Source organism: Pseudomonas sp. F007 (genome assembly GCF_057814275.1).
This window is the reverse complement of sequence record NZ_JBVATA010000006.1, coordinates 241,120-264,959: the sequence shown is the minus strand read 5'-3', so window position 1 is coordinate 264,959 and position 23,840 is coordinate 241,120. Positions and strand designations below refer to the sequence as shown.

Genomic DNA, 23,840 nt, shown 5'->3' with positions numbered 1-23,840 from the left:
CATGGATGAGTTACAGCTCGACGATTTCAAGAACGATGAAAATGCCGCGATGGTCCTGCTGGTCGACGACCAGGCGATGATCGGCGAGGCGGTGCGCCGTGGGTTGGCGAACGAAGACAACATCGACTTCCATTTCTGTGCCGATCCGCATCAGGCGATTGCCCATGCGATCCGCATCAAGCCGACGGTGATCCTCCAGGACCTGGTGATGCCGGGGCTGGACGGCCTGACACTGGTGCGCGAGTACCGCAATCACCCGGCGACCAAGGACATCCCGATCATCGTCCTGTCGACCAAGGAAGACCCCTTGATCAAGAGCGCGGCCTTTGCCGCCGGCGCCAACGATTACCTGGTCAAGCTGCCGGACAATATCGAACTGGTGGCGCGGATCCGCTACCACTCACGCTCCTACAACACCCTGATCCAGCGTGACGCCGCCTACCGCGCGCTGCGGGTCAGCCAGCAGCAGTTGCTCGACACTAACCTGGTGCTGCAACGCCTGATGAACTCCGACGGCCTGACCGGCCTGTCGAACCGCCGGCACTTCGACGAGTACCTGGAGTTGGAGTGGAGAAGGTCGCTGCGTGACCAGACCCAGCTCTCGCTGTTGATGATCGATGTCGATTACTTCAAGTCATTCAACGACAGTTTCGGCCATCTGGAGGGCGATGAGGCCCTGCGCAAGGTCGCCACGGCCATCCGTGATGCCAGCAGCCGCCCGTCGGACCTGCCGGCACGCTATGGCGGTGAAGAGTTCGCCCTGGTGCTGCCCAACACCTCGCCGGGTGGCGCGCGACTGGTCGCGGAAAAACTGCGCCAGACCGTGGCTGCACTGAAAATTCCGCACATTTCCCCGGCCGAGGGCGCGAGCCTGACCATCAGCATCGGCCTGTCGACCCTCACCCCACAGCAGGGCAGCGATTGCCGGCAGCTGATTTCGGCGGCGGACAAGGGGCTGTACCTGGCGAAGAACAATGGGCGCAATCAGGTCGGTATTGCGTAAAAAACAGCCGTTTTGGTGGCGCAATAGCCGCCAGGCGGGCTGCCGTGGCGGCCTGATTACGGTATACTCGCCGGCTTTCAAAAGTTCGCCAACGAGTGCTGCCCGCCATGGAAATCAACCCGATCCTTAACACCATCAAGGACCTGTCCGAGCGCTCCGAAACTATTCGGGGGTATCTTTGACTACGATCAAAAGCATGAGCGTCTGACCGAGGTCAATCGCGAGCTTGAAGATCCGAGTGTCTGGAACAAACCTGAATACGCCCAGGAGCTGGGTCGCGAGCGCTCTGCACTGGCGCAGATCGTCGACACCCTGGACGAATTGAACACCGGTCTGGCCGATTGCCGTGACCTGCTGGACATGGCCGTCGAAGAAAACGACGAAGGCGCCGTCGACGATGTGGTGGCCGAACTGGCCCGTCTCGAGGAAAGCCTGGCCAAGCTGGAATTCCGCCGCATGTTCAGCCATGAAATGGACCCGAACAACGCCTACCTGGACATCCAGGCCGGTTCCGGCGGCACCGAAGCCCAGGACTGGGCCAACATCCTGCTGCGCATGTACCTGCGCTGGGCCGACAAGCGCGGCTTCGACGCGACCATCATGGAACTGTCGGCCGGTGAAGTCGCCGGGATCAAGGGTGCCACCGTGCACATCAAGGGCGAGTACGCCTTTGGCTGGCTGCGTACCGAGATCGGCGTGCATCGCCTGGTGCGCAAGAGCCCGTTCGACTCCGGCAACCGTCGCCACACCTCGTTTTCCGCGGTATTCGTCTCGCCCGAGATCGACGACAAGGTGGAAATCGAAATCAACCCGGCAGACCTGCGGATCGACACCTATCGTTCCTCCGGTGCCGGTGGTCAGCACGTAAACACCACCGACTCGGCCGTACGTATCACCCACGTACCGACCAACACCGTGGTCAGCTGCCAGAACGAACGTTCCCAGCACGCCAACAAGGACACCGCCATGAAAATGCTGCGGGCCAAGTTGTACGAGCAGGAAATGCAGAAACGCAACGCCGCCTCGCAAGCGCTGGAAGACACCAAGTCCGATATCGGCTGGGGTCACCAGATTCGTTCCTATGTACTGGATGCCTCGCGGATCAAGGATCTGCGCACCAACATCGAACGCAGCGACTGCGACAAGGTGCTCGACGGCGACATCGACGAATACCTGGAAGCCAGCCTGAAGTCCGGGCTGTAACTGACTGACGCACTGCTATCCCTGTAGGAGCCGGCTTGCCGGCGATCCCCGGCCGCAGGCCGGGGGCAACGAACCAGATGGAATACCTAAAGACATGAGCGACCTAGAACTCGACCCGCAAGCCCTGCAACAGGAAGAAAACACCCTGATCGCCCTGCGCAAGGAAAAGCTTGCTGCCGAGCGCGCCAAGGGCAATGCCTTCCCGAACGACTTCCGCCGCGACAACTACTGCGATGTCCTGCAGAAACAGTACGCGGACAAGACCAAGGAAGAGCTCGCAGAGGCTGCAATCCCGGTCAAGGTTGCCGGTCGCATCATGCTCAACCGTGGCTCGTTCATGGTGATCCAGGACATGACCGGGCGCATTCAGGTCTACGTCAACCGCAAGACCCTGCCGGAAGAAACCCTGGCCGAGGTGAAAACCTGGGACCTGGGCGACATCATTGCCGCCGAAGGCACCCTGGCTCGTTCGGGCAAGGGCGACCTGTACGTTGAAATGACCAGCGTGCGCCTGCTGACCAAATCCCTGCGCCCACTGCCGGACAAGCACCACGGCCTGACCGACACCGAACAGCGCTATCGCCAGCGCTACGTTGACCTGATCGTCAACGAAGACGTGCGCCAGACCTTCCGCGTGCGTTCGCAAGTGATCGCGCACATCCGCAGCTTCCTGATGAAGCGCGACTTCCTCGAAGTCGAAACGCCGATGCTGCAGACCATCCCGGGCGGCGCCGCAGCCAAGCCGTTCGAGACCCACCACAACGCGCTGGACATGGAAATGTTCCTGCGTATCGCGCCTGAGCTGTACCTCAAGCGCCTGGTGGTTGGCGGGTTTGAAAAAGTGTTCGAGATCAACCGCAACTTCCGTAACGAAGGCGTTTCGACTCGTCACAACCCAGAATTCACCATGTTGGAGTTCTACCAGGCCTACGCCGACTACGAAGACAACATGGACCTGACCGAAGAACTGTTCCGTGAACTGGCGCAGCTGGTGCTGGGCAGCACCGACGTGCCGTACGGCGACAAGGTGTTCCACTTCGGCGAGCCGTTCGCGCGTCTGTCGGTCTTCGACTCGATCCTCAAGTACAACCCTGAGTTGACCGCCGACGACCTGAACGACATCGACAAGGCCCGCGACATCGCCAAGAAAGCCGGCGCCAAGGTGCTGGGCTTCGAAGGCCTGGGCAAGCTGCAGGTGATGATTTTCGAAGAGCTGGTCGAGCACAAGCTGGAACAGCCGCACTTCATTACCCAGTACCCGTTCGAAGTGTCGCCGCTGGCTCGTCGCAACGACGACAACCCGAACGTCACCGACCGTTTCGAGCTGTTCATCGGTGGTCGCGAAATCGCCAACGCCTACTCCGAGTTGAACGACGCGGAAGACCAGGCCGAGCGCTTCATGGCCCAGGTGGCTGACAAGGACGCCGGCGACGACGAGGCCATGCACTACGACGCCGACTTCGTCCGCGCGCTCGAATACGGCATGCCGCCAACGGCGGGCGAGGGTATCGGTATCGATCGCCTGGTGATGTTGCTGACCAACTCGCCGTCGATCCGCGATGTGATCCTGTTCCCGCACATGCGACCGCAAGCGTAAGTGCTGGAATTTAAAAAGCCGCCTACTTCAGGCGGCTTTTTATTGCCTGAATGGAACAAACGTATCAACTTATTGCTTCCAACTGCGAGGTAAGACCGGTGAATCGTGCAAATGCTCAAGAAGGAGCAGCGGGGGTCGCCACGGCGGTCGCCGAAAGCGTTCAGTACCAGGGCCGCAAGGCCAGCCGACAGGGCAGTGAACAGCGTCGCCAGGAGATTCTCGACGCCGCGATGCGGATAGTCGTGCGCGACGGTGTGCGCGCGGTGCGCCACCGCGCCGTGGCGGCCGAAGCCGAGGTGCCGCTGTCGGCGACCACCTACTATTTCAAGGACATCGACGACCTGCTCACCGATACCTTTGCCCAGTACGTGGAGCGCAGTGCCGCGTACATGGCCAAGTTGTGGGCCAACCACGAAGGGTTATTGCGCGAGTTGGTGGTCAGCAGTGATGGCAGCCCCGAATCGCGTTCGCGAGTGGCTGACGATATTGCGCGGTTCACCGCCGATTATGTGCACCGGCAACTGGTCAATCGTCGCGAGCACCTGATGGCCGAGCAGGCCTTTCGCCAGGAAGCCCTGCTCAATCCGCGCCTGGCATTGCTGGTGCGCTCCCACCAGCAGATTCTCCTGCATGGCACCTTCCAGTTGTTCGAGGTGCTGGGCTCGGCGCAGCCGGAGCAGGATGCCAAAGTGTTGACGGCTATAATCGGACGGATGGAATATCAAGGCTTGCTCAACGAGGCCCAGCCGCAAACGGAAGAGGAAACACTCGCTATCCTCACCCGGTACATGCATCTGGTGCTGGCCTCGGTGTAGCCCCAGGCAGTGAACGGGAGTGGTGGATGAAGTATTGGCGCGTCATGGTGATCTTCCTGGCCTTTTCGCTGCTGGGCGGCTGCCTGGTTTCCTTCAAGGAGCCGTTGCCCGCCAGTGAAGCCGCTCCGGCCGGGTTGCTGGGCAAATGGACCAGCAAGAACGCCTGGGGCGAAGCGCAGAATCTGGAACTGACCCGCGTCGGTCCGGATCGTTATCAGGCGGTGAGCTATTTCAAGGCACGGCCCAAGGAGCGCGAAGCCTACCCCTTCACCGTGTCGCGCCATGGCAACCGCTGGTACCTGTCGGCCAAGGTCCCGGCCCAGTTCGGCGGCCATTTCACCATCGCCGGCTTCGATCTCGACGATCGCCAGGAACTGGTGATCTATCATCTCGACCTCGACCAGATCCGCCAGGCCCTCGGGCAGCAGCGGCTGCAGGGTGAGCCCTTTACCACCGAGGAAGGCGATGGCGTGCTGGTCAACAGCAGCATGGACCAGGTGTTCGCCTACCTCGATGACCCGGCCAACTCCGATGTCTTTGTCGAGGCCGCCCGCTACCAGCGGCGCTGAATATTCACTCAACGCAGTACGTCAGGCTTGAACAAGGGAGTTACCGGTGGACGATTACCAGCAGACGATACGTACCCTGTCTGATCGCATAGTGCTGGCGCAGGCGCCGATCCGTGTCCTCGATGCGGTGAAGTGGGACGACACCATCCGCAAGGGCTTCCTCAAGGCCAAGGGCAAGGAGATGCCGGCGGTGGACCGCGACTATTACCTCAATCGGCCGCTGTCTTTCGACTCGAGCAAAGTGAAGCTGGAGTTCCAGAACATCGAGCGTGACATCACCCGCCAGCTCGGCCAGTTCAACCCGGTCGGGCAGATCATGCGGCGCATGTGCAAGGAGTACCGCATGGTGGTGCGCATGCTCGAAGCCCGGGGCACCGAGGATTTCGGCCTGATCTCCCAGGAACTCTACGGCGCGGCCTCCGATGCCTTCCACGCTGGCGACCCGACCCTGGCCGACCTGGGCCTGATGATGTCCGATTACCTGAACAACATCGATGGCCGCGGCGATCTCAAGGACGAACCGAAAACCCTCAACGCCAAGGAAGCCGTACACCTGCTGCAAACCCGCCTGAACAAGGTGTTTGGCGAGGCCGAGGAAACCATTCGGGTGTTCGAGTCCGACGGTATCGTCGCCGATGCGGCGGCGGGCGCCGACTACATCAAGATCCGCGCCGACGCGATGTTCAACGACCGCGACGTGCGCGCCCTGGAAGTGCATGAAGGGCTGGTGCATGTCGGCACCACCCTCAACGGCCTGAGCCAGCCGATCTGCACCTTCCTGGCCAAGGGGCCGCCGTCGTCGACCGTGACCCAGGAAGGCCTGGCGATCCTGATGGAAATCATCACCTTCGCCTCCTACCCGAGTCGCCTGCGCAAATTGACCAACCGCACCCGTGCCATCCATATGGTCGAGGAGGGCGCGGACTTCCTGCAGATCTACGAATTCTTCCGCGAGCAGGGCTTCGAGATGGCCGAAAGCTACGGCAACGCCAGCCGGGTGTTCCGCGGTTCGGTGCCCAATGGCCTGCCATTTACCAAAGACTTGTCCTATCTCAAGGGCTTCATCATGGTTTACAACTACATTCAGTTGGCCGTGCGCAAAGGCAAGCTCGAGCAGATTCCGTTGCTGTTCTGCGGCAAGACGACCCTGGAAGACATGCGCACCTTGCGCCAGCTGGTCGATGAAGGCCTGGTGGAACCACCGAAATACCTGCCGGCGCAGTTCCGCGACATGAACGCGCTGTCGGCGTGGATGTGTTTCTCCAACTTCCTCAATCACCTGAGCCTGGACAGGATCGAGGCGGATTATTCGAACATTCTGTAGGAACCGATGAGATCTGCACTTTGTGGGAGCCAGCCTGCTGGCGATGGCGGTGCAATATCCAACATCCCTGTTGTCTGATACACCGCCATCGCCAGCAGGCTGGCTCCCACAAGGGGTGTGCATTACCTTTTTTCCATTCATCTGCGAGGTTTCAAAGGATGCGAATCCTCGGCGTCATCTGCCTTCTCCTGTCCCTGACCGGCTGCAGCTCCCTGCTGTTCTACCCCGAACCCGGTCAGTTGTTCACCCCGGCCAAGGCCGATCTCGAATTTCGCGACATCACCCTGATCACCGCCGACGGTGTCCGCCTGCACGCCTGGTGGCTGCCGGCGAAGCCGGGTGTAGCGGTCAAGGGTACGGTGCTGCACCTGCACGGCAACGGCGGGAATCTGCCGATGCACCTGGGAGGTAGCCATTGGTTGCCGAAAGAAGGTTACCAAGTGTTACTGCTGGACTACCGCGGATACGGCCTCTCCGAAGGTAAGCCGAGCCTGCCGGAGGTCTATCTCGACATCGACGCCGCGTTCAACTGGCTGGACCAGGCGCCCGAGGTCAAGGGCAAACCCCTGATCGTGCTGGGCCAGAGTCTGGGTGGGGCCATGGCCCTGCATTATCTGGCCGAACGCCCGCAGCGTCAGGCCGGGCTCAAGGCGCTGGTGCTCGATGGCGTACCCGCCAGCTACCGCGCAGTCGGCCAGTTTGCCTTGAGCACGTCATGGCTGACCTGGCCGCTGCAGGTGCCGTTGTCCTGGCTGGTGCCGGACGCCGACAGTGCCATTTACGCGATGCCAAAGATCAATCAAGTGCCGAAATTGATCTACCACAGCATCGATGACCCGATCGTGCCTCTTTCCAATGGCATCCGACTGTATCAAGCTGCGCCGCCGCCCAAAGTCCTGCAACTGACCCGAGGCGGTCATGTGCAGACCTTCGCCGACCCGGTCTGGCGCACCGTCATGCTGCGTTGGCTGGACGATCCAGAACATTTCAACGGGGTGCGCCGGCTCGGCGAAATCCCCAATTACCCGGCACCCCGTCATTCTGAAGTTGAACCGCAAGAGAGCCCGCAATGAGTGAAGAACGTAACGCCATCCCGCTGATCATCACCGGTATCTGCACCATCCTCGGCACCGTGGGCGCCCTGTGGTGGTACGGCTACCTGCACTTTGCCAAGCCGGAAGACGCCTTGCTGCTCAGCGACTTCACCATGCTCAAGACCGTGCCGGGCGAAGACTACAAGATCTCCCTGCAACCGGCCGCGCAAGTGGCGCAGTGCATCGATGGCGTGCTGGTGATGTTCGACACCGAGCAGAAGGGCCTGACCGGTGTGCTGGTCAACAACAAGAAGCAGGCCGTGCGCTGCATGGGCCAGGAAACGCCGCAGCAGCTTGAGCCGTAAGCCCAAGCCGCACTGCGCGCGCAGAAAAAAGCCCCGCCTGATTCGATCAGGCGGGGCTTTTGTTCGACTGCGATGGCGCTTTTAGTTGACGGCGCTGACGGCCGAACGTGGCATCACGGGCTGGTTGTCATTGGAAACGGTGACTTCCACCCGACGGTTCATTGCCCGGCCCGAGGCACTGCCGTTGTCGGCGACCGGGTATTCCTTGCCGTAGCCCTGGGCGACGATGCGCGCCGGGTCGACGCCCATTTTTACCAGGGCCATGCGTACCGAGTTGGCGCGACGTTCCGACAGCGACTGGTTGTGCGAGGCGGTGCCGGTGCTGTCGGTGTAGCCTTCGACAATCACTTTGCGGTCCGGATTCTGCTCCAGATAGCGCGCCAGGGTGTTGACGTTGACCAGGCCGCTGGATTTCAACTCGGCCTTGTCGGTGGCGAACAGCACGTCGCCGAAAGTCACCAGGGTGCCGCGGTCGGTCTGCTTGGCGTTGAGGCTGGCCTGCAGCTGTTTGATCTGCGTGTCACGGGCGTCGAGGCGGGCCTGGGCACGTTTGGCCGAGGAATTTTTCAACTCGGCTTCGGCGGTGCGCAGGGCGATGGTCTGCTTGGCCACTTCGACGCGCTGGTTGGTCAGGTAGGCCAATTGGTCGACCTTCGCCGTGTCTTCGCGCTCGCGGAAGGCATTGTCGGCCTTGTCCATGTAGTCGCTGGCTTCCTTGGTTTCCAGGGCCGCAACCTTGCTTGCCTGCGGATCGGCCTGCAGTGCCGAGTAGTTGACGCGGGCCTGTTCCAGGTTGGCGTTGGGTGGAGTCGAGCAGGCCGCGAGGGCAACGCTGGCGGCCAAGAGGGCTGGGATCATCAGTTGTTTGCGCATATGAATTCGTCCTTTCTATCTATTCGCGGGGCTCAGGGCGTAGGGGGCAGCTTTTACTGCACGGTGCGCTGGCTTTCCTGACGCAGTTCCTGGACGCCTTGCTGAGAGTCCTTGACTGCTTGTTCGGCTTTCGCGGCCTGGGCTTTGCGTTCGGCGACGCGGGCATCCCACTCGGCCTGTTCGGCGTACATCCGCGCCTGGTCATATTGCTTGTCATGCATGGCCAACTCGGCTTGCTTGAGCTTGTCCTGGGCGGACTTCATTTCCACGGCGGCAAACTCGGTGCCTCCGGCGCTCACGGCACTCTTGACCGCTGATTCAGTCACGGCGTACTGCTCGGTCGGCAGGTTGCCGGCACATCCGGCCAGCACGAAGCTGCAACCGAGGGCCAGGGCAGCCAGTTTCAGACCGCGCGGGAGGGTGGGGGTGCGGGTGGCAGTGTGGGATTTCATGGTCGTCAACTCCATTGGATAACTCCTGAAAATCGTCAAATCCATCCTGGGGGCGGAGCGTGGGTGAAGCCGGTTTTGAGACGGCAGTTCCAGCGATGGTTACAGGATGGACCCGAGGCTTTTTTTCAAAGTTCAGAAAAATTGACGGTTGTTGTAAAAAAAATGGACGCCTGGGTCAGGGCTTGCGGGCGTTGTCTGAGAGGCGCACAGCCGAATTCCCGAGCCTGTGAAGGCCCGGGAAATCTGCTGTTCGGGGGGAAGGGCGCAGCGAGCTAGGATCAGTGTTTCTGCTTGCCGGCTTCGGCGGACAAATCGCGTAAATGCTGGCGTGACAAGGTCAGGAAACGCGGGGTAGGACCGACATCTTCGTACAGCGGATCGCCTTCTTCGTCGGTGGCAATGACCTGCTGGCCCTTGATGTACGGGAAGCTCGCTTCAAGCTCCTCGAGCGCCGCACCGATCAATTCGCCCAGCAGTTCTTCGGGATGGCGTTTGGGGTACATGTCGCTAAGGGCAGCCAGGCGAGCGGCGGCTTCGACGTCGAGGTGGATGGTGTAGCCGGTCTTGGTCAAGCGGCCTTTGGCGGTTTCTTCCCAATGCTGGGCCAGTTCACGGATTTTCATAATGACCTCAATAGGCACCTGCTCGTGACAGGCTGAGATGAATGTCCGGCCGTGGCCGGTGCAAGCCTTTGTGCGGCTTACTTATGAGACTAGTCGTAACCGCGAAGGTTTACTGTCAGTTCGTCGCCTGCTTGTAAGAACCGGCTGCGGGCGGCACTCTTGGGGTTCGCTTCAGAGCTGACCGCCATTCGCTGGAGAACTGCTGATGACCGATATTGATGCACGCTTGCGCGAAGATGTTCACCTCTTGGGTGAGCTGTTGGGCAACACCATTCGCGAGCAGTACGGGGAAGGATTTCTCGACAAGATCGAGCAGATTCGCAAGGGTGCCAAGGCTGACCGCAGGGGCTCGATGGACGCCGAGCTGAGTGCCAGCCTCAACCAGCTGAGCGAAGACGAGCTGCTGCCCGTGGCGCGGGCGTTCAATCAGTTCCTCAACCTGGCGAATATTGCCGAGCAGTACCAGTTGATTCATCGCCGCGACGAGTCGCAACCGGCACCGTTCGAGGCGCGGGTGTTGCCCGAACTGCTGGCCCGGCTGCGTGCCGAAGGCCATGGCGCCGAAGCGCTGGCGCGACAGTTGGGACGCCTGGAAATCGAGCTGGTGCTCACCGCGCACCCCACCGAAGTGGCGCGCCGCACGCTGATCCAGAAGTACGACGCGATCGCGGCACAACTGGCCGCGCAAGATCACCGCGACCTCACCAGCGCCGAGCGTGAACAGATCCAGCAGCGCTTGCAGCGGCTGATCGCCGAGGCCTGGCACACTGAAGAAATCCGCCGCACCCGACCCACCCCGGTGGATGAAGCCAAGTGGGGCTTCGCGGTGATCGAACACTCGCTGTGGCAGGCGATTCCCAATTACCTGCGCAAGGCCGATCAGGCGCTGCAGGCCGCCACTGGCCTGCGTCTGCCGCTGGAAGCCGCGCCGATTCGTTTCGCCTCGTGGATGGGCGGCGACCGTGACGGCAACCCCAACGTCACCGCCGCCGTGACCCGTGAAGTGCTGTTGCTGGCGCGCTGGATGGCGGCGGACCTGTACCTGCGCGACGTCGATCAATTGGCCGCCGACCTGTCGATGCAACAGGCCAGTGCGGCATTGCGCGCCCAGGCCGGCGACAGCGCCGAACCTTACCGCACGGTGCTCAAGCAACTGCGCGACCGCCTGCGCGCGACCCGCCAATGGGCCCAGGCCTCGCTGACCACAACGACGGCGGCGCCGGCGCAAGTGCTGCACAACAACCGTGAACTGCTGGACCCGCTGGAGCTGTGCTACCAGTCGCTGCATGAGTGCGGCATGGGCGTGATTGCCGATGGTCCCTTGCTCGATTGCCTGCGCCGCGCGGTGACCTTCGGCCTGTTCCTCGTGCGCCTGGACGTGCGTCAGGACGCCTCGCGCCATGCCTCGGCGATGACTGAAATCACCGACTATCTCGGCCTCGGTCGCTACGAGGACTGGGACGAGGACGCGCGCATTCGCTTCCTGATGGACGAGTTGAACAACCGCCGGCCGTTGTTGCCGACGCACTTCAAGCCTTCGGCCGATACCGCCGAAGTCCTTGCGACCTGTCGTGAAGTGGCTGCAGCACCGGGGGCTTCGCTGGGCTCCTATGTGATCTCGATGGCCGGTGCCGCCTCCGATGTGCTGGCGGTGCAACTGCTGCTCAAGGAGTCCGGGGTGCTGCGGCCGATGCGCGTGGTGCCGCTGTTCGAAACCCTGGCCGACCTCGACAACGCCGGGCCGGTGATCGAGAAGCTGTTGCTGTTGCCGGGTTATCGCGCGCGGCTGCACGGTCCGCAGGAAGTGATGATTGGCTACTCCGATTCGGCCAAGGACGCCGGCACGACGGCGGCCGCCTGGGCGCAGTATCGCGCGCAGGAGCGGCTGGTGGACATCTGCCGCGAGCAGCAGGTCGAACTGTTGTTGTTCCACGGTCGCGGCGGCACCGTGGGGCGTGGTGGTGGCCCGGCTCACGCGGCCATCCTCTCGCAGCCACCGGGTTCGGTGGCCGGGCGCTTCCGCACCACCGAGCAGGGCGAGATGATTCGCTTCAAGTTCGGCCTGCCGGACATCGCCGAACAGAACCTCAACCTGTATCTGGCCGCGGTGCTGGAAGCGACGCTGTTGCCTCCGCCACCGCCAACCCCCGAGTGGCGGCATCTGATGGACGAACTGGCGGCGGATGGCGTCAGCGCCTATCGCGCGGTGGTGCGCGAGAATCCGCAGTTCGTCGAGTACTTCCGCCAGTCCACCCCCGAGCAGGAGCTCGGGCGCCTGCCGCTGGGCAGCCGGCCGGCCAAGCGCCGCGCCGGGGGGATCGAAAGCCTGCGGGCGATCCCGTGGATCTTCGGCTGGACCCAGACGCGCCTGATGTTGCCGGCCTGGCTCGGTTGGGAGGCAGCACTGAGCAATGCCCTGGCGCGCGGCGAGGGCGAGCTGTTGGCGCAGATGCGCGAGCAATGGCCGTTCTTCCGCACCCGCATCGACATGCTCGAGATGGTGCTGGCCAAGGCCGATGCGGACATCGCCCGGTCGTACGACGAGCGTCTGGTCGAGGCCGATCTGCTGCCATTGGGTGCGCATTTACGCGACCTATTGTCGCAGGCCTGCGCGGTGGTGCTGGGCCTGACCGGCCAGTCGCAGCTACTTGCCCACAGCCCGGCTACCCTCGAGTTCATCCGCTTGCGCAACACCTACCTGGACCCTCTGCATCTATTGCAGGCCGAGTTGCTGGCGCGTTCGCGGCAGCAGGAAGTGGCACAGGGCAGCCCGGTGGAACAGGCGTTGCTGGTGTCTGTGGCGGGAATTGCTGCCGGTTTGCGTAATACCGGCTGAGGCGTTTGCGCCGTCGTCAATGAGCGCTGTCGGCCCTTTTAAGGGCAAGGGGGGAGGGTTGTTGACGATGGCCAGGCGACACTTTGTTATGGGGTTGCGACTTGGAAAACCTCGTCGCAACGGCACCACAGACGCGGGTTCTTCCGACTTTCGGCGGCTTGTGTGGGTCGTGCCTGCTGTGTATCTTGATCAGCCTTTGGCCGTTTGGGCGGCCCACAACCCTATTCCAGGATTGGCCCTTCGCGGCGAATCCGATTGTTTATAAATAAGAAATTGAGGAGCACATCGATGCGCGTCATTCTGCTGGGAGCTCCCGGAGCCGGTAAAGGTACTCAGGCCAAGTTCATCACCGAAAAATTCGCCATTCCACAGATCTCCACCGGCGACATGCTGCGTGCGGCGGTCAAGGCTGGCACCGAGCTGGGCATCAAGGCCAAGGGCATCATGGATGCCGGTGGCCTGGTTTCCGATGACCTGATCATCGCCCTGGTCAAGGACCGTATCGCTCAGCCGGACTGCGTCAACGGTTTCCTGTTCGACGGTTTCCCGCGCACCATTCCCCAGGCTGAAGCCCTGGTCACTGAAGGCGTCGAGCTGGATCACGTGGTCGAGATCGCTGTAGACGATGAAGAAATCGTCCAGCGCATCGCCGGTCGCCGTGTTCACGAAGCCAGCGGCCGCGTGTACCACACCGTCTACAACCCGCCAAAGCTGGCTGGCAAGGACGACATCACTGGCGAAGAGCTGGTGCAGCGCAAGGACGACACCGAAGAAACCGTGCGTCATCGCCTGTCGGTCTACCACTCGCAGACCAAGCCGCTGGTGGACTTCTACCAGAAGCTGTCGGCTGACCAGGGCAAGCCGAAGTACAGCCACATTGCAGGCGTTGGCTCGGTTGAAGCCATCACTGGCAAAGTGCTGGAAGCGCTGAGCTGAGAAAGCTGATTTGCTTTGTCGTCAACGGCCCGCTTGCGGGCCGTTGTTGTTTATACTGACGAACTTTTTTCTACTGCCTGACGGAAACATCGATGAGCACCTTGCTGGCCCTGGACACCGCGACTGAAGCTTGCTCCGTTGCCTTGCTGCATGACGGCAAAGTGACGAGCCATTACGAGGTGATCCCGCGCCTGCATGCGCAGAAGCTGCTGCCGATGATCCAGCAGTTGCTGGCGGACGCCGGCACCACCTTGCAGGCCGTCGATGCCATCGCCTTCGGCCGTGGCCCGGGCGCCTTCACCGGTGTGCGGATTGCCATTGGCGTGGTCCAGGGCCTGGCGTTTGCCCTCGATCGTCCGGTGTTGCCGGTGTCCAACCTGGCGGTGCTGGCGCAACGTGCATTACGCGAGCATGGCGCGACGCAGGTGGCCGCGGCCATCGATGCGCGGATGGACGAAGTCTATTGGGGTTGCTACCGCGAGACCGCCGGCGAAATGCGCCTGGTGGGGGTTGAAGCGGTATTGCCGCCGGAAGTCGCGGCCTTGCCGGCCGATGCCTCGGGTGAGTGGTTCGGCGCGGGCACCGGCTGGGGCTACGGTGAGCGCATTGCGGTGAGTCTCAGCGGCCAGGACGCGGGCATGTTGCCCCACGCCGAGGACTTGCTGAGCCTTGCTCGGTTCGCCTGGGAGCGCGGCGAAGCCGTTGCCGCCGATCAGGCGCAGCCGGTTTACCTGCGCGATAAAGTGGCGACGCCGAAGGCGCGGTGAACACCGATATACACAAACCCTGTAGGAGCGAGCTTGCTCGCGAAGAACGTCAACGATGACTCGGGCATCCTGAATGTGCGCGTCGCCGTCAGGTTCTTCGCGAGCAAGCTTGCTCCTACAGGGTTTTGTGGTCGATCAAATGGTGATCGGTGGCCGATAAGCCCGCCAATCGTCTGTTTTCCCTCAGCCTTTTAAACCTTTTGCCTTTTATGTGTTCTAGTTATCACTTGGTTGTTTGCGCACATCAACAAGTGCCGCTAAATTGCCATCATTGATGACAGGCACGCTCTCATGCGCATAGACGGATTTTCCTCGCAGTCGTACCCCATTTCACGCAAGCCTCGCAAAGGCTCGGTGACGGTGGACGAGTCTGTCATCGACGAAGATGGCGAGCCGCAGATCCCTTCCGAAGAGCAACTGGCCGCGCGTGCCGAGCAACGCACCAGCAACCTGCCGGCCCGTCAGCAAGACCTGCTCTATCACCGTGCGATGAATCGCAACGTGTCCCTGGCGCTGGCCAGTTACCTGAGTACCGCCGCTTTCGTCGATTGGGATATGGAAGTGCTGGGGCTCGACCTGTACATCTGATGTCACTGCCTTATTTCCTCGGTTGTCCGTCCTGGAGCGAAAACGCCTGGCGCGAGTACCTGTACCCGCAAGACGCGCGCGCCAACCAATACCTCGAACTGTATTGCCAGGTGTTCAACGCGGTGGAAGGCAACACCACCTTCTATGCCCGTCCCGCCCCGGCGACCGTGGAGCGTTGGGCGCAGAGCATGCCCGAGCACTTTCGCTTCACTGCCAAGTTTCCCGGCGATATCAGCCACGGCGGCGACCTGCGCGAGCACCTGACCGCGGCCGAGACCTTCGTGCAGTTGCTCAGCCCTTTGGGTGGCAGAGTCGCGCCGTTCTGGTTGCAACTGTCCAAGGCCTTTACCCCGCAACGCCTGGGCGAACTTGCCGGGTTTATCGACGGCCTGCAGTGCCCGCTGGCGGTCGAGGTACGGCATCGGGACTTCTTCGCCAAGGGCGATGCCGAACGCATGCTCAACCGGCTGTTGCGCGACCGTGGCGTCGAGCGCATCTGCCTCGATCCGCGGGCGCTGTTCAGTTGCACCTCGAACGAGGCCGCGATCCTGCACGCACAGGATAAAAAGCCCAATGTGCCGACCCGGCCGGCGGCCTTTACCCAATTTCCCCAGGTGCGTTTTATTGGCCATCCCGAGCTTGAGGCCAACGAAGCCTTTCTCACGCCCTGGGTTGAGAAAATCGCCCTGTGGATTGAAGAAGGTCGTACCCCCTACATCTTCCTGCACACCGCGGATAACCGCCTGGCAGCGGCCTTGGCGCAACGCTTTCATCAGCGCCTGATGCTGCGATTGCCTGGCTTGCCGGCGCTGCCTGAGCTATACAGAGAGCCCGCCGCCGTGCAGCTCGGATTGCTCTGACGACGGCTCACGCCCATCGCCAAGGAGCCCATCTATGGATGCGCAAACCCGCAAAGCCCTCGCGTTCCAAGCCTTGCACGAAGATGCCGGGGTGTTCGTGATTCCCAATCCGTGGGATGCCGGCTCGGCGAAAATGCTCGCCAGCCTGGGGTACCAGGCGCTGGCCACCACCAGCGCCGGCTGTGCGTTTTCCATGGCTCGCGCCGATGGTGCGCTGAAACTCGACGATACCCTGGCTAACGTCCGGGCCATTGTCGCGGCCAGTGATTTGCCCGTCGCCGTGGACCTGGAAAACGGTTTTGCCGACGACCCGAAACAATCCGCCGCCAGTCTGCTGGCCGCCGCTGGGGCCGGGGCCGTCGGTGGCTCGATCGAAGATGCCACCGGCCGCGAAGAGGGCCCGATCTATTGCTTCGAACACGCCGTGGCACGGATTGAAGCGGCAGTCGTGGCGGCGCGCAGCCTGCCATTCCCGTTCACCCTGACCGCCCGCGCCGAAAACTACCTGCACGGCAAGCCAGACCTGGCCGACACCATTCGCCGCCTGCAGGCATTTGCCGAAGCCGGCGCCGATGTGTTGTATGCCCCGGGCCTACGCACGGCTGAGGAGGTGCTGGCGGTGGTGCGCGCCGTGGCGCCGAAACCGGTCAACGTGTTGATGTCGGGCGGGCTCAAACTCACGGTGGCGCAACTCGGTGAGATGGGCGTCAAGCGCATCAGTGTCGGTTCGGCGATGGCCCTGGCGGCCTATGGCGAGTTCTTCCGTGCCGCGCAGGAAATCCGCGATCACGGCACTTTCGGCTTCACCGAGCGCTCGATGCCGTTTGCCCAGGCCAATCAACTGTTCAAGGGCTGATGGGTAGGACGTCTTCATGCGGGTGCTGAAAGTGCTGGCGCTGCTGTTGGTGCTTTTCGCCACGCTGTTGTTCAGCGTCTGGCGTGGCTGGCTGCCGCTATCCTCTGCCTGGAACCCCTGGGCGCCGCTGGACGTGCGCATGGCGCCGAACCTGCTGACTCGCTTCAAGCTCGCCCAGTTGCGCGACGACCCGGCGCTCTGCGATCAGGTGCTCGCCGGCTCCGGGTTGAAAGTCAGTCGCCAGGCCGACAGTCCGGCGAACGTTGCCTGTCCATTGACCAATGTGGTGCGAGTGCAGGGCGCCGACGTCGGCCTGAGCAGCAGCTTCCTCGCCAGTTGCCCGCTGGCCGTGGCCTTTGCCCTGTTCGATCGGCATGCCCTGCAACCGGCGGCGCAGCAGGTCTATGGCCAGGCGGTGACACGGGTCGATCATCTGGGCAGTTTTGCCTGTCGCAATATCTATGGCCGGGAAAAAGCCGCACGCAGTCAGCACGCGAGCGCCAGTGCCCTGGATATCGCCGGCTTTCGCCTGGCCGATGGTCGTAGCATCAATGTGTTGCGCGATTGGCCGAAAGATAACGATGACGCGCGCTTTCTGCGTCAGGTCCGCGACGATGCTTGCGCGATGTTCAATGTGGTGTTGAGCCCGGACTACAACGCGGCGCATCGCAACCATTTTCATCTGGACGTGGGACGTTGGTGGGTCTGTCGTTGAGGCTCAGGCGGCGATGCGCAGGTTCTGCAGAACGATCGGACGCGCCCAGTGCAGGTCGTAGTCCAGGTCTTGCTGTTGCTCCACCAGCTCTTGCGGCGGATACGGCGGGGCAGGTGGGTCCAGCAGGTCCAGCTCGAATTCGGCAATCGGCAGGAACAACGAGCGCGGTTGCGGCGCCGGGCCTGGCGTCGGTAGCGGTTGACCGGCAGTGAGGACCAGCGGACGCAGCCATTCGCTGTCGAAATCCTGTTGCGCCTGCTGGGCTACCAGTTCTTCAGCGGCGAAGGCGGGTGCAGGCTTGTCGGCCAGTTCCATCTCGAATTCGGCAATCGGCAGGAACAGTGGCTCCGGCGGGCGGACCTCGGTGTCGACGATTTCGCAGGCGCGCTGGGTGACGATCTCTGCCAGCAGCTCGGAGCCACCTGCAGGTTCGTCCGGACCATCGACCACCACCGGCTGCAAGGTGCCTGGCGGCGGAGCCCCGTCACCCAACTGATCGGCCAGCGCCCGGGCAAAGAAATCTTGCCACAGGTGGCTGCTGACGCCGCTCAGTGTCTGGGTGTTGTGACGGCTGTATTCGCGATAGGGCGTAATAAAGCCTGCGGGGACGCGTTGAAGGTCTGACATGGTTCTCGGTCGACGCTCAGCTCTGGCAAAATGCTCGATAGTTTGGTTATCGGCCGTTTTTGCCGATCCTTGATTTTTTCGAGTGTGATTTCTGATGAACGAGCAACCCGCGGCCAGCCGCATCATCGTCCAGGCCCTGGCCGATGCCTACCGCACCCAGGCCGAGCAGTGGGCCGAGCGCCTCGATCTGCCGTTGCAACTGGACGATGCCGAGTTCGCCTTGCAGGTGGGCGAGCAAGGCTTGCAGTTGCAGCAGTTGGGGCCGGACGCGCCGGGCCCGGTACGGGTCGATTTCGTCGAGGGCGGTGCAGCCCATCGCCGGCTGTACGGCGGCGGCAGTGGGCAGATGATTGCCAAGGCGGTGGGGGTCGCCCAAGGCGTGCGGCCTCGAGTGCTGGATGCCACGGCGGGCCTGGGTAAAGACGGCTTCGTGCTCGCCAGCCTGGGCTGCGAAATGAGCCTGATCGAACGCCAGCCGCTGATCGGCGCGCTGCTCGAAGACGGTCTGGCCCGCGCTGCTGAAGACTTCGAGGTGGCGCCGATTGTTGCGCGGATGCAGTTGCTCAAGGGCAATTCGATCGAGCTGATGCGCAACTGGGAAGGTGAACCGCCGCAGGTGATCTACCTCGACCCGATGTTCCCGCACCGCGAGAAAACCGCGCTGGTGAAGAAGGAAATGCGCCTGTTCCGGCCGCTGGTCGGCGACGATCCGGACGCCCCGGCTCTGCTCGCCGCCGCCCTGGCGCTGGCCACGCACCGCGTGGTGGTCAAGCGTCCGCGCAAGGCACCGTGCATCGAAGGGCCGAAGCCGAGCCACGCGCTAGATGGCAAGTCCAGCCGCTACGATATTTATCCCAAAAAAGCCCTGAAGCCCTGAGCTTGCGGCTAATCCCTGCGGGCAAATGCCCGCATGAACAATTCCACCACTTCCCGCACATGCGCCTCGGCCGCCTCGCCGGTCAGAGGCTCGCCGCATCCGTAGAGCAAGCGAAAATTCCCGGCGCCCTTGAGCAGGCAGAAAAAGTGCTCGGCGGCGTTGCGTGGCTTGTCGATGCGCAAGGCACCCAACTGATCGATCTTGCCCAGCAAGCGCTCCATGCCCTGCAACATTCGCTCGGGACCGGCCTCGAAGAAGATCTGCGAGAGCTTGGGGTCCTGGCTGCCGAGGGCCATGATCAGGCGATGCAGGTTGACTGATTCATCGCTGTTGATCAGGTGATGAAAGCCCCTGGCAATGTTCAGTAATACATTTTCCACCGACATGCCGTCAGGCAATTCGAAGAACAAGGTAGGCAATTGTTCTTCGCATTTGGCCATGACGGCCGCGGAAAACAGCGTCTCCTTGTCATTGAAATGACTGTAGACCGTCAGCTTCGATACGCCGGCCTCAGCCGCCACCGCGTCCATGCTGGTGTTCGCGTAACCATTACTCAGAAACAGGCGCTTTGCCGCTTCAAGGATTGCCTCGCGTTTTGCGAGATCTTTGGGGCGGCCAGGGCCGTTTTGTGAAGAAAGATTGTCGGACATTTTTCGCTTTTAATACTGGACTGGTGAGTTTGCTATTAATAACATACTGGCCAGTATAAATATTCCAAGCACCATTAGCGAAAGGTCGTTCACCATGTTCCGCTATGCCTTGCCCCTCGCGTTGCCAGTCAGCCTGGCATTTCTGTTAACGGCATGTGGTCAGGATGAGGCGGTGCAAGCCACCGTGCGCCCGGCCATGGTGGTTCAACCAGAGCCCTCGGCGCAGTCGCTGGAGAGCTACCCCGGTGAAGTTCGCGCACGTTTCGAGCCCGACCTGGCGTTTCGCATTGGCGGCAAAGTCAGCCGACGGCTGGTCGATGAGGGTGAGCGGGTCAAGGCCAATCAACCATTGGCCGAACTCGACCCCGAAGATGTACGCCTGCAATTGGACGCGACCCGCGCCCAGGTCACAGCAGCCACCGCCAACCTGAATCTGGTGCGCGCCGAACGCGATCGCTACAAGACCCTGATGGAACGTCAGATGGTCAGCCGTTCGCAGTACGACAATGCGGAAAATCTCTATCGATCCGGTGAAGCACGCCTCAAGCAGATCAAGGCGGAGTTCGACGTGGCCAACAACCAGGCCAGCTACGCGATCCTGCGCGCGCCTCAGGACGGGGTGGTCGCCAAGCGTGCGGCAGAAGTCGGGCAAGTGGTGGCCGCCGGGCAAACGGTGTTTACCCTGGCCGCCGACGGTGAGCGTGAGGTGCTGATCAGTCTGCCGGAGCAGAACTTCGGCCGCTTCAAGGTGGGCCAGCCAGTCTCTGTGGAGCTCTGGACCCAGCCCGATCAACGCCTGGCGGGGACCATTCGCGAGTTGTCGCCGGCGGCCGATCCAAAATCACGGACCTTTGCCGCACGCATTGCCTTCACTGCCGGCAAGGTAGCGGCGGAACTCGGCCAGAGCGCCCGGGTGTTCATCGAAAATGCCCAGGCGCTGGCGCTGTCGGTACCGCTCTCGGCGCTGACCGCCGAGAACGGCGCGACCTACGTGTGGGTCGTCGGCCCGGATAACACCCTGAAAAAAGCCCCGGTGCGGGTCGGTGCCTTCGGCGAGAAAACCGTGCCGGTGCTCGAAGGCTTGAGCGCCAATGACTGGGTGGTGGCGGCGGGCGTGCATGTGCTGCTCGACGGCCAGAAAGTGCGTCCGGTGGATCGCTCGAACCGCGCGGTCAATGTGACGGCCAAGGAGTAATCCCCGATGGGTTTCAATCTTTCCGCCTGGGCGCTGCGTAATCGCCAGATCGTACTGTTCCTGATGATTCTGCTGGCGGTTGTCGGCACGCTTTCCTACACCAAATTGGGCCAGAGCGAAGACCCGCCCTTCACCTTCAAGGCCATGGTGATCAAGACCAATTGGCCAGGCGCGACCGCTCAGGAAGTCTCGCGACAGGTCACCGAGCGCATTGAAAAGAAACTCATGGAGACCGGCGAGTACGAGCGCATTGTTTCGTTCTCCCGTCCGGGTGAATCCCAGGTCACCTTCATTGCCCGCGACTCGATGCACTCGGTGGAAATTCCCGAGCTGTGGTACCAGGTGCGCAAGAAAGTCAGCGACATCCGCCAGACCCTGCCGCCGGGCATCCAGGGGCCGTTTTTCAACGATGAGTTTGGCACCACCTTCGGCAACATTTATGCGCTGACCGGTGAAGGATTCGATTACGCAGTGCTCAAGGATTACGCCGATCGCATCCAGATCCAGCTGCAACGGGTCAAGGATATCGGCAAGGTCGAACTGCTCGGGGTGCAGGACGAGAAGATCTGGATCGAGTTGTCCAACCTCAAGCTGGCGACCCTCGGACTGCCGGTGGCGGCGGTGCAGCAGGCCCTGGAGGAACAGAACGCGTTGTCCAACGCCGGCTTCTTCGAGACGGGCAGCGAGCGCCTGCAGTTGCGGGTCTCGGGCAATTTCCAGTCGGTCGAACAGATCCAGCAGTTCCCGATTCGGGTAGGCGATCGCACCTTCCGTATTGGCGACGTCGCCGACGTGCGCCGCGGCTTCAACGATCCACCGGCACCGCGCATGCGTTTCATGGGCGAGGACGCGATTGGCCTGGCCGTGGCGATGAAGGACGGTGGCGACATTCTGGTGCTCGGCAAGGCGCTGGAGGCGGAGTTCGAGCGCATCCAGAACAACCTGCCGGCCGGCATGCAACTGCGCAAGGTCTCGGATCAGCCGGCGGCGGTGAAAACCGGTGTGGGCGAGTTTGTCCGGGTGTTGGTCGAGGCACTGGCGATCGTCCTGCTGGTGAGCTTTTTCTCCTTGGGCGTGCGCACCGGCATGGTGGTCGCGCTATCGATTCCGCTGGTGCTGGCGATGACCTTCGCCTGCATGTATTACCTGGGCATCGGCCTGCATAAGATTTCCCTCGGTGCCTTGGTGCTGGCGCTGGGGTTGCTGGTGGACGACGCGATCATTGCCGTGGAAATGATGGCGATCAAGATGGAGCAGGGCTTTGACCGGATCAAGGCGGCCAGCTATGCCTGGACCAGCACCGCGTTTCCGATGCTCACCGGGACCCTGATCACCGCCGCCGGCTTCCTGCCGATCGCCACCGCGCAATCGGGTACCGGCGAGTACACCCGTTCGATTTTCCAGGTGGTGACCATCGCCCTGCTGGCCTCGTGGGTGGCGGCGGTGTTGTTCGTGCCGTACCTGGGTGAGAAACTGCTGCCGGACCTGGCGAAAATCCACGCCGCCAAGCATGGCGCCGATCAACCGGACCCTTACGCCACGCCGTTTTATCAGCGGGTGCGCCGTCTGGTGGAATGGTGCGTGCGACGGCGTAAAACGGTGATCACCCTGACCCTCATGCTGTTCGTGGCCTCGGTGGTGTTGTTCCGCTTCGTGCCGCAGCAATTCTTCCCGGCCTCGGGGCGCCTGGAGTTGATGGTCGACCTGAAACTGGCGGAGGGCGCTTCGCTGAGCAACACCACGGATGAGGTCAAGCGCCTGGAGGCGATGCTCAAGGAGCGCGCCGGCATTGAAAACTATGTGGCCTACGTCGGCACCGGTTCGCCACGCTTCTACCTGCCGCTGGACCAGCAGTTACCGGCGGCCAGCTTTGCCCAGTTCGTGGTGTTGGCCAATACCATCGAAGAACGCGAAAGCCTGCGCACCTGGCTGATCGAGACCCTCAACGAACAGTTCCCGAGCTTGCGTTCGCGGGTTACGCGCCTGGAGAACGGGCCGCCCGTGGGCTATCCGGTGCAGTTCCGGGTCACCGGCGAGCACATTGAGGAGGTCCGCGCGCTGGCGCGCAAGGTGGCGGCCAAGGTCCGCGAGAACCCGCATGTGGTCAATGTGCACCTGGACTGGGAAGAACCGAGCAAGGTGGTCTACCTGAACATCGATCAGGACCGCGCGCGAGCGCTGGGGGTGAGCACCGCCAACCTGTCGAAGTTTTTGCAAAGCTCGCTGACCGGCTCCAGCGTCAGCCAGTATCGCGAAGACAATGAATTGATCGAAATCCTGCTGCGCGGCACGGTGCACGAGCGCAGCGAGTTGTCGCGGTTGTCGAGCCTGGCAGTGCCCACCGATAACGGCAGGAGTGTGGCGCTGTCCCAGGTGGCCACCCTGGAGTACGGCTTCGAGGAGGGCATCATCTGGCACCGTAACCGCCTGCCCAACGTGACGGTGCGCGCCGACATCTATGGCAAGGAACAACCGGCGACCCTGGTCAAGCAGATCCTGCCGACCCTGGAGCCGATTCGCGCCGAGTTGCCTGACGGTTACTTGCTGGATGTCGGCGGCACCGTGGAGGACTCGACCCGTGGCCAGGACTCGGTGAAAGCCGGCGTGCCGTTGTTCATCGTGGTCGTCCTGACCTTGCTGATGGTGCAACTGCGCAGCTTCTCGCGCACGGCCATGGTGTTCCTCACCGCGCCGTTGGGGCTGATTGGCGTGACGCTGTTCCTGATGGTGTTCCGCCAGCCGTTCGGCTTCGTGGCCATGCTCGGCACCATTGCGCTGTCGGGGATGATCATGCGCAACTCGGTGATCCTGGTGGACCAGATCGAACAGGACATCCGCGCCGGCCTGAAACCCTGGCAGGCGATCATCGAAGCCACCGTACGGCGCTTCCGCCCCATCGTGCTGACCGCACTGGCCGCGGTGCTGGCGATGATTCCGCTGTCGCGCAGCGTATTCTTCGGGCCGATGGCGGTAGCGATCATGGGCGGGCTGATTGTCGCCACGGCGCTGACCCTGCTGTTCCTGCCGGCGCTGTATGCGGCATGGTTCAGGATCAGGAAGGAATAGGGCCAGTCA

General features: G+C 62.2%; 23 protein-coding genes. 18 read left to right on the top strand and 5 right to left on the bottom strand.

The annotated features are described in order from the left end of the window. Position 1 precedes the first annotated feature (1 nt). The 8 genes from ACZYR5_RS16655 (at position 2) to ACZYR5_RS16620 (ending at position 7,910) form a co-directional block, all read left to right on the top strand. Entirely contained in the window at positions 2–1,003 is a 1,002-nt protein-coding gene (locus ACZYR5_RS16655) for a diguanylate cyclase domain-containing protein (protein ID WP_489090193.1), read from the top strand. Positions 1,004–1,110: 107 nt separating this feature from the next. Next, positions 1,111–2,206, top strand: a protein-coding gene (gene prfB, locus ACZYR5_RS16650; protein WP_489090192.1) for a peptide chain release factor 2 whose coding sequence is annotated in 2 segments (ribosomal slippage) — positions 1,111–1,182 and positions 1,184–2,206 — 1,095 coding nt in all. Because the reading frame shifts where the segments join, the coding sequence is not laid out codon by codon here. A 94-nt stretch (positions 2,207–2,300) separates the two neighbouring features. Next, entirely contained in the window at positions 2,301–3,803 is a 1,503-nt protein-coding gene (lysS, locus tag ACZYR5_RS16645; RefSeq protein WP_489090191.1) for a lysine--tRNA ligase, read from the top strand. Between the two features lie 98 nt (positions 3,804–3,901). Further along, positions 3,902–4,618 carry a TetR/AcrR family transcriptional regulator gene (locus tag ACZYR5_RS16640; protein WP_489090190.1) on the top strand — a complete coding sequence of 239 codons (717 nt, stop codon included), beginning with the start codon at positions 3,902–3,904 and terminating at the stop codon, positions 4,616–4,618. Between the two features lie 26 nt (positions 4,619–4,644). After that, the gene (locus ACZYR5_RS16635; protein WP_489090189.1) at positions 4,645–5,187 is read left to right on the top strand and encodes a hypothetical protein; all 543 of its coding nucleotides are present in this window, start codon (positions 4,645–4,647) and stop codon (positions 5,185–5,187) included. A 46-nt stretch (positions 5,188–5,233) separates the two neighbouring features. Then, complete coding sequence (locus ACZYR5_RS16630) at positions 5,234–6,511, top strand: flavohemoglobin expression-modulating QEGLA motif protein (protein ID WP_489090188.1); 1,278 nt, start codon at positions 5,234–5,236, stop codon at positions 6,509–6,511. 158 nt (positions 6,512–6,669) lie between these two features. Beyond that, on the top strand, positions 6,670–7,584 hold the full coding sequence (locus ACZYR5_RS16625) for an alpha/beta hydrolase (protein ID WP_489090187.1): 915 nt from the start codon (positions 6,670–6,672) through the stop codon (positions 7,582–7,584). After that, positions 7,581–7,910, top strand: a complete 330-nt coding sequence (locus ACZYR5_RS16620; protein ID WP_027619083.1) for a PA3694 family proteiin — start codon at positions 7,581–7,583, stop codon at positions 7,908–7,910. The genes ACZYR5_RS16625 and ACZYR5_RS16620 overlap by 4 nt, the downstream gene beginning before the upstream one ends. 81 nt (positions 7,911–7,991) lie before the next feature. Here the strand turns inward: ACZYR5_RS16620 and lptF are convergent, their stop codons facing one another. From lptF to ACZYR5_RS16605, 3 genes are all read right to left on the bottom strand, one after another. Beyond that, positions 7,992–8,783, bottom strand: coding sequence for a lipotoxin F family OmpA-related lipoprotein LptF (lptF, locus tag ACZYR5_RS16615; RefSeq protein ID WP_489090186.1), 792 nt, complete (start codon positions 8,781–8,783; stop codon positions 7,992–7,994). A gap of 53 nt (positions 8,784–8,836) precedes the next feature. Further along, the gene (locus ACZYR5_RS16610; RefSeq protein WP_489090185.1) at positions 8,837–9,250 is read right to left on the bottom strand and encodes a DUF4398 domain-containing protein; all 414 of its coding nucleotides are present in this window, start codon (positions 9,248–9,250) and stop codon (positions 8,837–8,839) included. Between the two features lie 263 nt (positions 9,251–9,513). Further along, the gene (locus tag ACZYR5_RS16605; RefSeq protein ID WP_489090184.1) at positions 9,514–9,858 is read right to left on the bottom strand and encodes a pilin assembly protein; all 345 of its coding nucleotides are present in this window, start codon (positions 9,856–9,858) and stop codon (positions 9,514–9,516) included. Positions 9,859–10,063: 205 nt separating this feature from the next. Here ACZYR5_RS16605 and ppc point away from each other — a divergent pair, with 205 nt between their 5' ends. The 7 genes from ppc to ACZYR5_RS16570 all read left to right on the top strand — a co-directional run bounded on the left by ppc (position 10,064) and on the right by ACZYR5_RS16570 (position 17,416). Continuing rightward, a complete protein-coding gene (ppc, locus tag ACZYR5_RS16600) occupies positions 10,064–12,694 on the top strand; it encodes a phosphoenolpyruvate carboxylase (protein WP_489090183.1) in 2,631 nt (876 codons plus the stop codon). Positions 12,695–12,982: 288 nt separating this feature from the next. Beyond that, positions 12,983–13,630: an adenylate kinase gene (adk, locus tag ACZYR5_RS16595; protein WP_489090182.1), complete on the top strand. Its 648-nt coding sequence runs from the start codon at positions 12,983–12,985 to the stop codon at positions 13,628–13,630. Positions 13,631–13,722: 92 nt separating this feature from the next. After that, positions 13,723–14,397 (top strand): tRNA (adenosine(37)-N6)-threonylcarbamoyltransferase complex dimerization subunit type 1 TsaB, encoded by a 675-nt coding sequence (gene tsaB, locus ACZYR5_RS16590; RefSeq protein ID WP_489090181.1) that lies wholly within the window; start codon positions 13,723–13,725, stop codon positions 14,395–14,397. A gap of 291 nt (positions 14,398–14,688) precedes the next feature. Beyond that, positions 14,689–14,985: a hypothetical protein gene (locus ACZYR5_RS16585; protein ID WP_489090180.1), complete on the top strand. Its 297-nt coding sequence runs from the start codon at positions 14,689–14,691 to the stop codon at positions 14,983–14,985. Next, entirely contained in the window at positions 14,985–15,845 is an 861-nt protein-coding gene (locus ACZYR5_RS16580; protein ID WP_489090179.1) for a DUF72 domain-containing protein, read from the top strand. Before ACZYR5_RS16585 ends, ACZYR5_RS16580 begins: the two co-directional genes overlap by 1 nt. Before the next feature lie 34 nt (positions 15,846–15,879). Next, positions 15,880–16,701 carry an isocitrate lyase/PEP mutase family protein gene (locus tag ACZYR5_RS16575; RefSeq protein ID WP_489090178.1) on the top strand — a complete coding sequence of 274 codons (822 nt, stop codon included), beginning with the start codon at positions 15,880–15,882 and terminating at the stop codon, positions 16,699–16,701. Between the two features lie 16 nt (positions 16,702–16,717). Further along, a complete protein-coding gene (locus ACZYR5_RS16570; RefSeq protein ID WP_489090177.1) occupies positions 16,718–17,416 on the top strand; it encodes an extensin-like domain-containing protein in 699 nt (232 codons plus the stop codon). A gap of 3 nt (positions 17,417–17,419) precedes the next feature. Here ACZYR5_RS16570 and ACZYR5_RS16565 read toward each other — a convergent pair whose 3' ends face one another. After that, complete coding sequence (locus ACZYR5_RS16565; RefSeq protein WP_489090176.1) at positions 17,420–18,043, bottom strand: energy transducer TonB; 624 nt, start codon at positions 18,041–18,043, stop codon at positions 17,420–17,422. Positions 18,044–18,137: 94 nt separating this feature from the next. Here ACZYR5_RS16565 and ACZYR5_RS16560 point away from each other — a divergent pair, with 94 nt between their 5' ends. Next, entirely contained in the window at positions 18,138–18,920 is a 783-nt protein-coding gene (locus ACZYR5_RS16560; protein WP_489090175.1) for a class I SAM-dependent methyltransferase, read from the top strand. 8 nt (positions 18,921–18,928) lie between these two features. On the opposite strand, the gene ACZYR5_RS16555 is transcribed toward ACZYR5_RS16560, so the two are convergent. Further along, a complete protein-coding gene (locus ACZYR5_RS16555; RefSeq protein ID WP_489090174.1) occupies positions 18,929–19,570 on the bottom strand; it encodes a TetR/AcrR family transcriptional regulator in 642 nt (213 codons plus the stop codon). A 94-nt stretch (positions 19,571–19,664) separates the two neighbouring features. Here ACZYR5_RS16555 and ACZYR5_RS16550 point away from each other — a divergent pair, with 94 nt between their 5' ends. Next, the gene (locus tag ACZYR5_RS16550) at positions 19,665–20,765 is read left to right on the top strand and encodes an efflux RND transporter periplasmic adaptor subunit (RefSeq protein WP_489090173.1); all 1,101 of its coding nucleotides are present in this window, start codon (positions 19,665–19,667) and stop codon (positions 20,763–20,765) included. 6 nt (positions 20,766–20,771) lie between these two features. After that, positions 20,772–23,831, top strand: a complete 3,060-nt coding sequence (locus ACZYR5_RS16545) for an efflux RND transporter permease subunit (RefSeq protein WP_489090172.1) — start codon at positions 20,772–20,774, stop codon at positions 23,829–23,831. Positions 23,832–23,840 lie beyond the last annotated feature (9 nt).

Coding starts and splice junctions, on each gene's coding strand:
- ACZYR5_RS16655 (WP_489090193.1), top strand. CDS start 2: ATGGATGAGTTACAGCTCGACGATTTCAAGAACGATGAAAATGCCGCG.
- lysS (WP_489090191.1), top strand. CDS start 2,301: ATGAGCGACCTAGAACTCGACCCGCAAGCCCTGCAACAGGAAGAAAAC.
- ACZYR5_RS16635 (WP_489090189.1), top strand. CDS start 4,645: ATGAAGTATTGGCGCGTCATGGTGATCTTCCTGGCCTTTTCGCTGCTG.
- ACZYR5_RS16625 (WP_489090187.1), top strand. CDS start 6,670: ATGCGAATCCTCGGCGTCATCTGCCTTCTCCTGTCCCTGACCGGCTGC.
- ACZYR5_RS16620 (WP_027619083.1), top strand. CDS start 7,581: ATGAGTGAAGAACGTAACGCCATCCCGCTGATCATCACCGGTATCTGC.
- lptF (WP_489090186.1), bottom strand. CDS start 8,783: ATGCGCAAACAACTGATGATCCCAGCCCTCTTGGCCGCCAGCGTTGCC.
- ACZYR5_RS16610 (WP_489090185.1), bottom strand. CDS start 9,250: ATGGAGTTGACGACCATGAAATCCCACACTGCCACCCGCACCCCCACC.
- ACZYR5_RS16605 (WP_489090184.1), bottom strand. CDS start 9,858: ATGAAAATCCGTGAACTGGCCCAGCATTGGGAAGAAACCGCCAAAGGC.
- ppc (WP_489090183.1), top strand. CDS start 10,064: ATGACCGATATTGATGCACGCTTGCGCGAAGATGTTCACCTCTTGGGT.
- adk (WP_489090182.1), top strand. CDS start 12,983: ATGCGCGTCATTCTGCTGGGAGCTCCCGGAGCCGGTAAAGGTACTCAG.
- tsaB (WP_489090181.1), top strand. CDS start 13,723: ATGAGCACCTTGCTGGCCCTGGACACCGCGACTGAAGCTTGCTCCGTT.
- ACZYR5_RS16585 (WP_489090180.1), top strand. CDS start 14,689: ATGCGCATAGACGGATTTTCCTCGCAGTCGTACCCCATTTCACGCAAG.
- ACZYR5_RS16580 (WP_489090179.1), top strand. CDS start 14,985: ATGTCACTGCCTTATTTCCTCGGTTGTCCGTCCTGGAGCGAAAACGCC.
- ACZYR5_RS16575 (WP_489090178.1), top strand. CDS start 15,880: ATGGATGCGCAAACCCGCAAAGCCCTCGCGTTCCAAGCCTTGCACGAA.
- ACZYR5_RS16570 (WP_489090177.1), top strand. CDS start 16,718: ATGCGGGTGCTGAAAGTGCTGGCGCTGCTGTTGGTGCTTTTCGCCACG.
- ACZYR5_RS16565 (WP_489090176.1), bottom strand. CDS start 18,043: ATGTCAGACCTTCAACGCGTCCCCGCAGGCTTTATTACGCCCTATCGC.
- ACZYR5_RS16560 (WP_489090175.1), top strand. CDS start 18,138: ATGAACGAGCAACCCGCGGCCAGCCGCATCATCGTCCAGGCCCTGGCC.
- ACZYR5_RS16555 (WP_489090174.1), bottom strand. CDS start 19,570: ATGTCCGACAATCTTTCTTCACAAAACGGCCCTGGCCGCCCCAAAGAT.
- ACZYR5_RS16550 (WP_489090173.1), top strand. CDS start 19,665: ATGTTCCGCTATGCCTTGCCCCTCGCGTTGCCAGTCAGCCTGGCATTT.
- ACZYR5_RS16545 (WP_489090172.1), top strand. CDS start 20,772: ATGGGTTTCAATCTTTCCGCCTGGGCGCTGCGTAATCGCCAGATCGTA.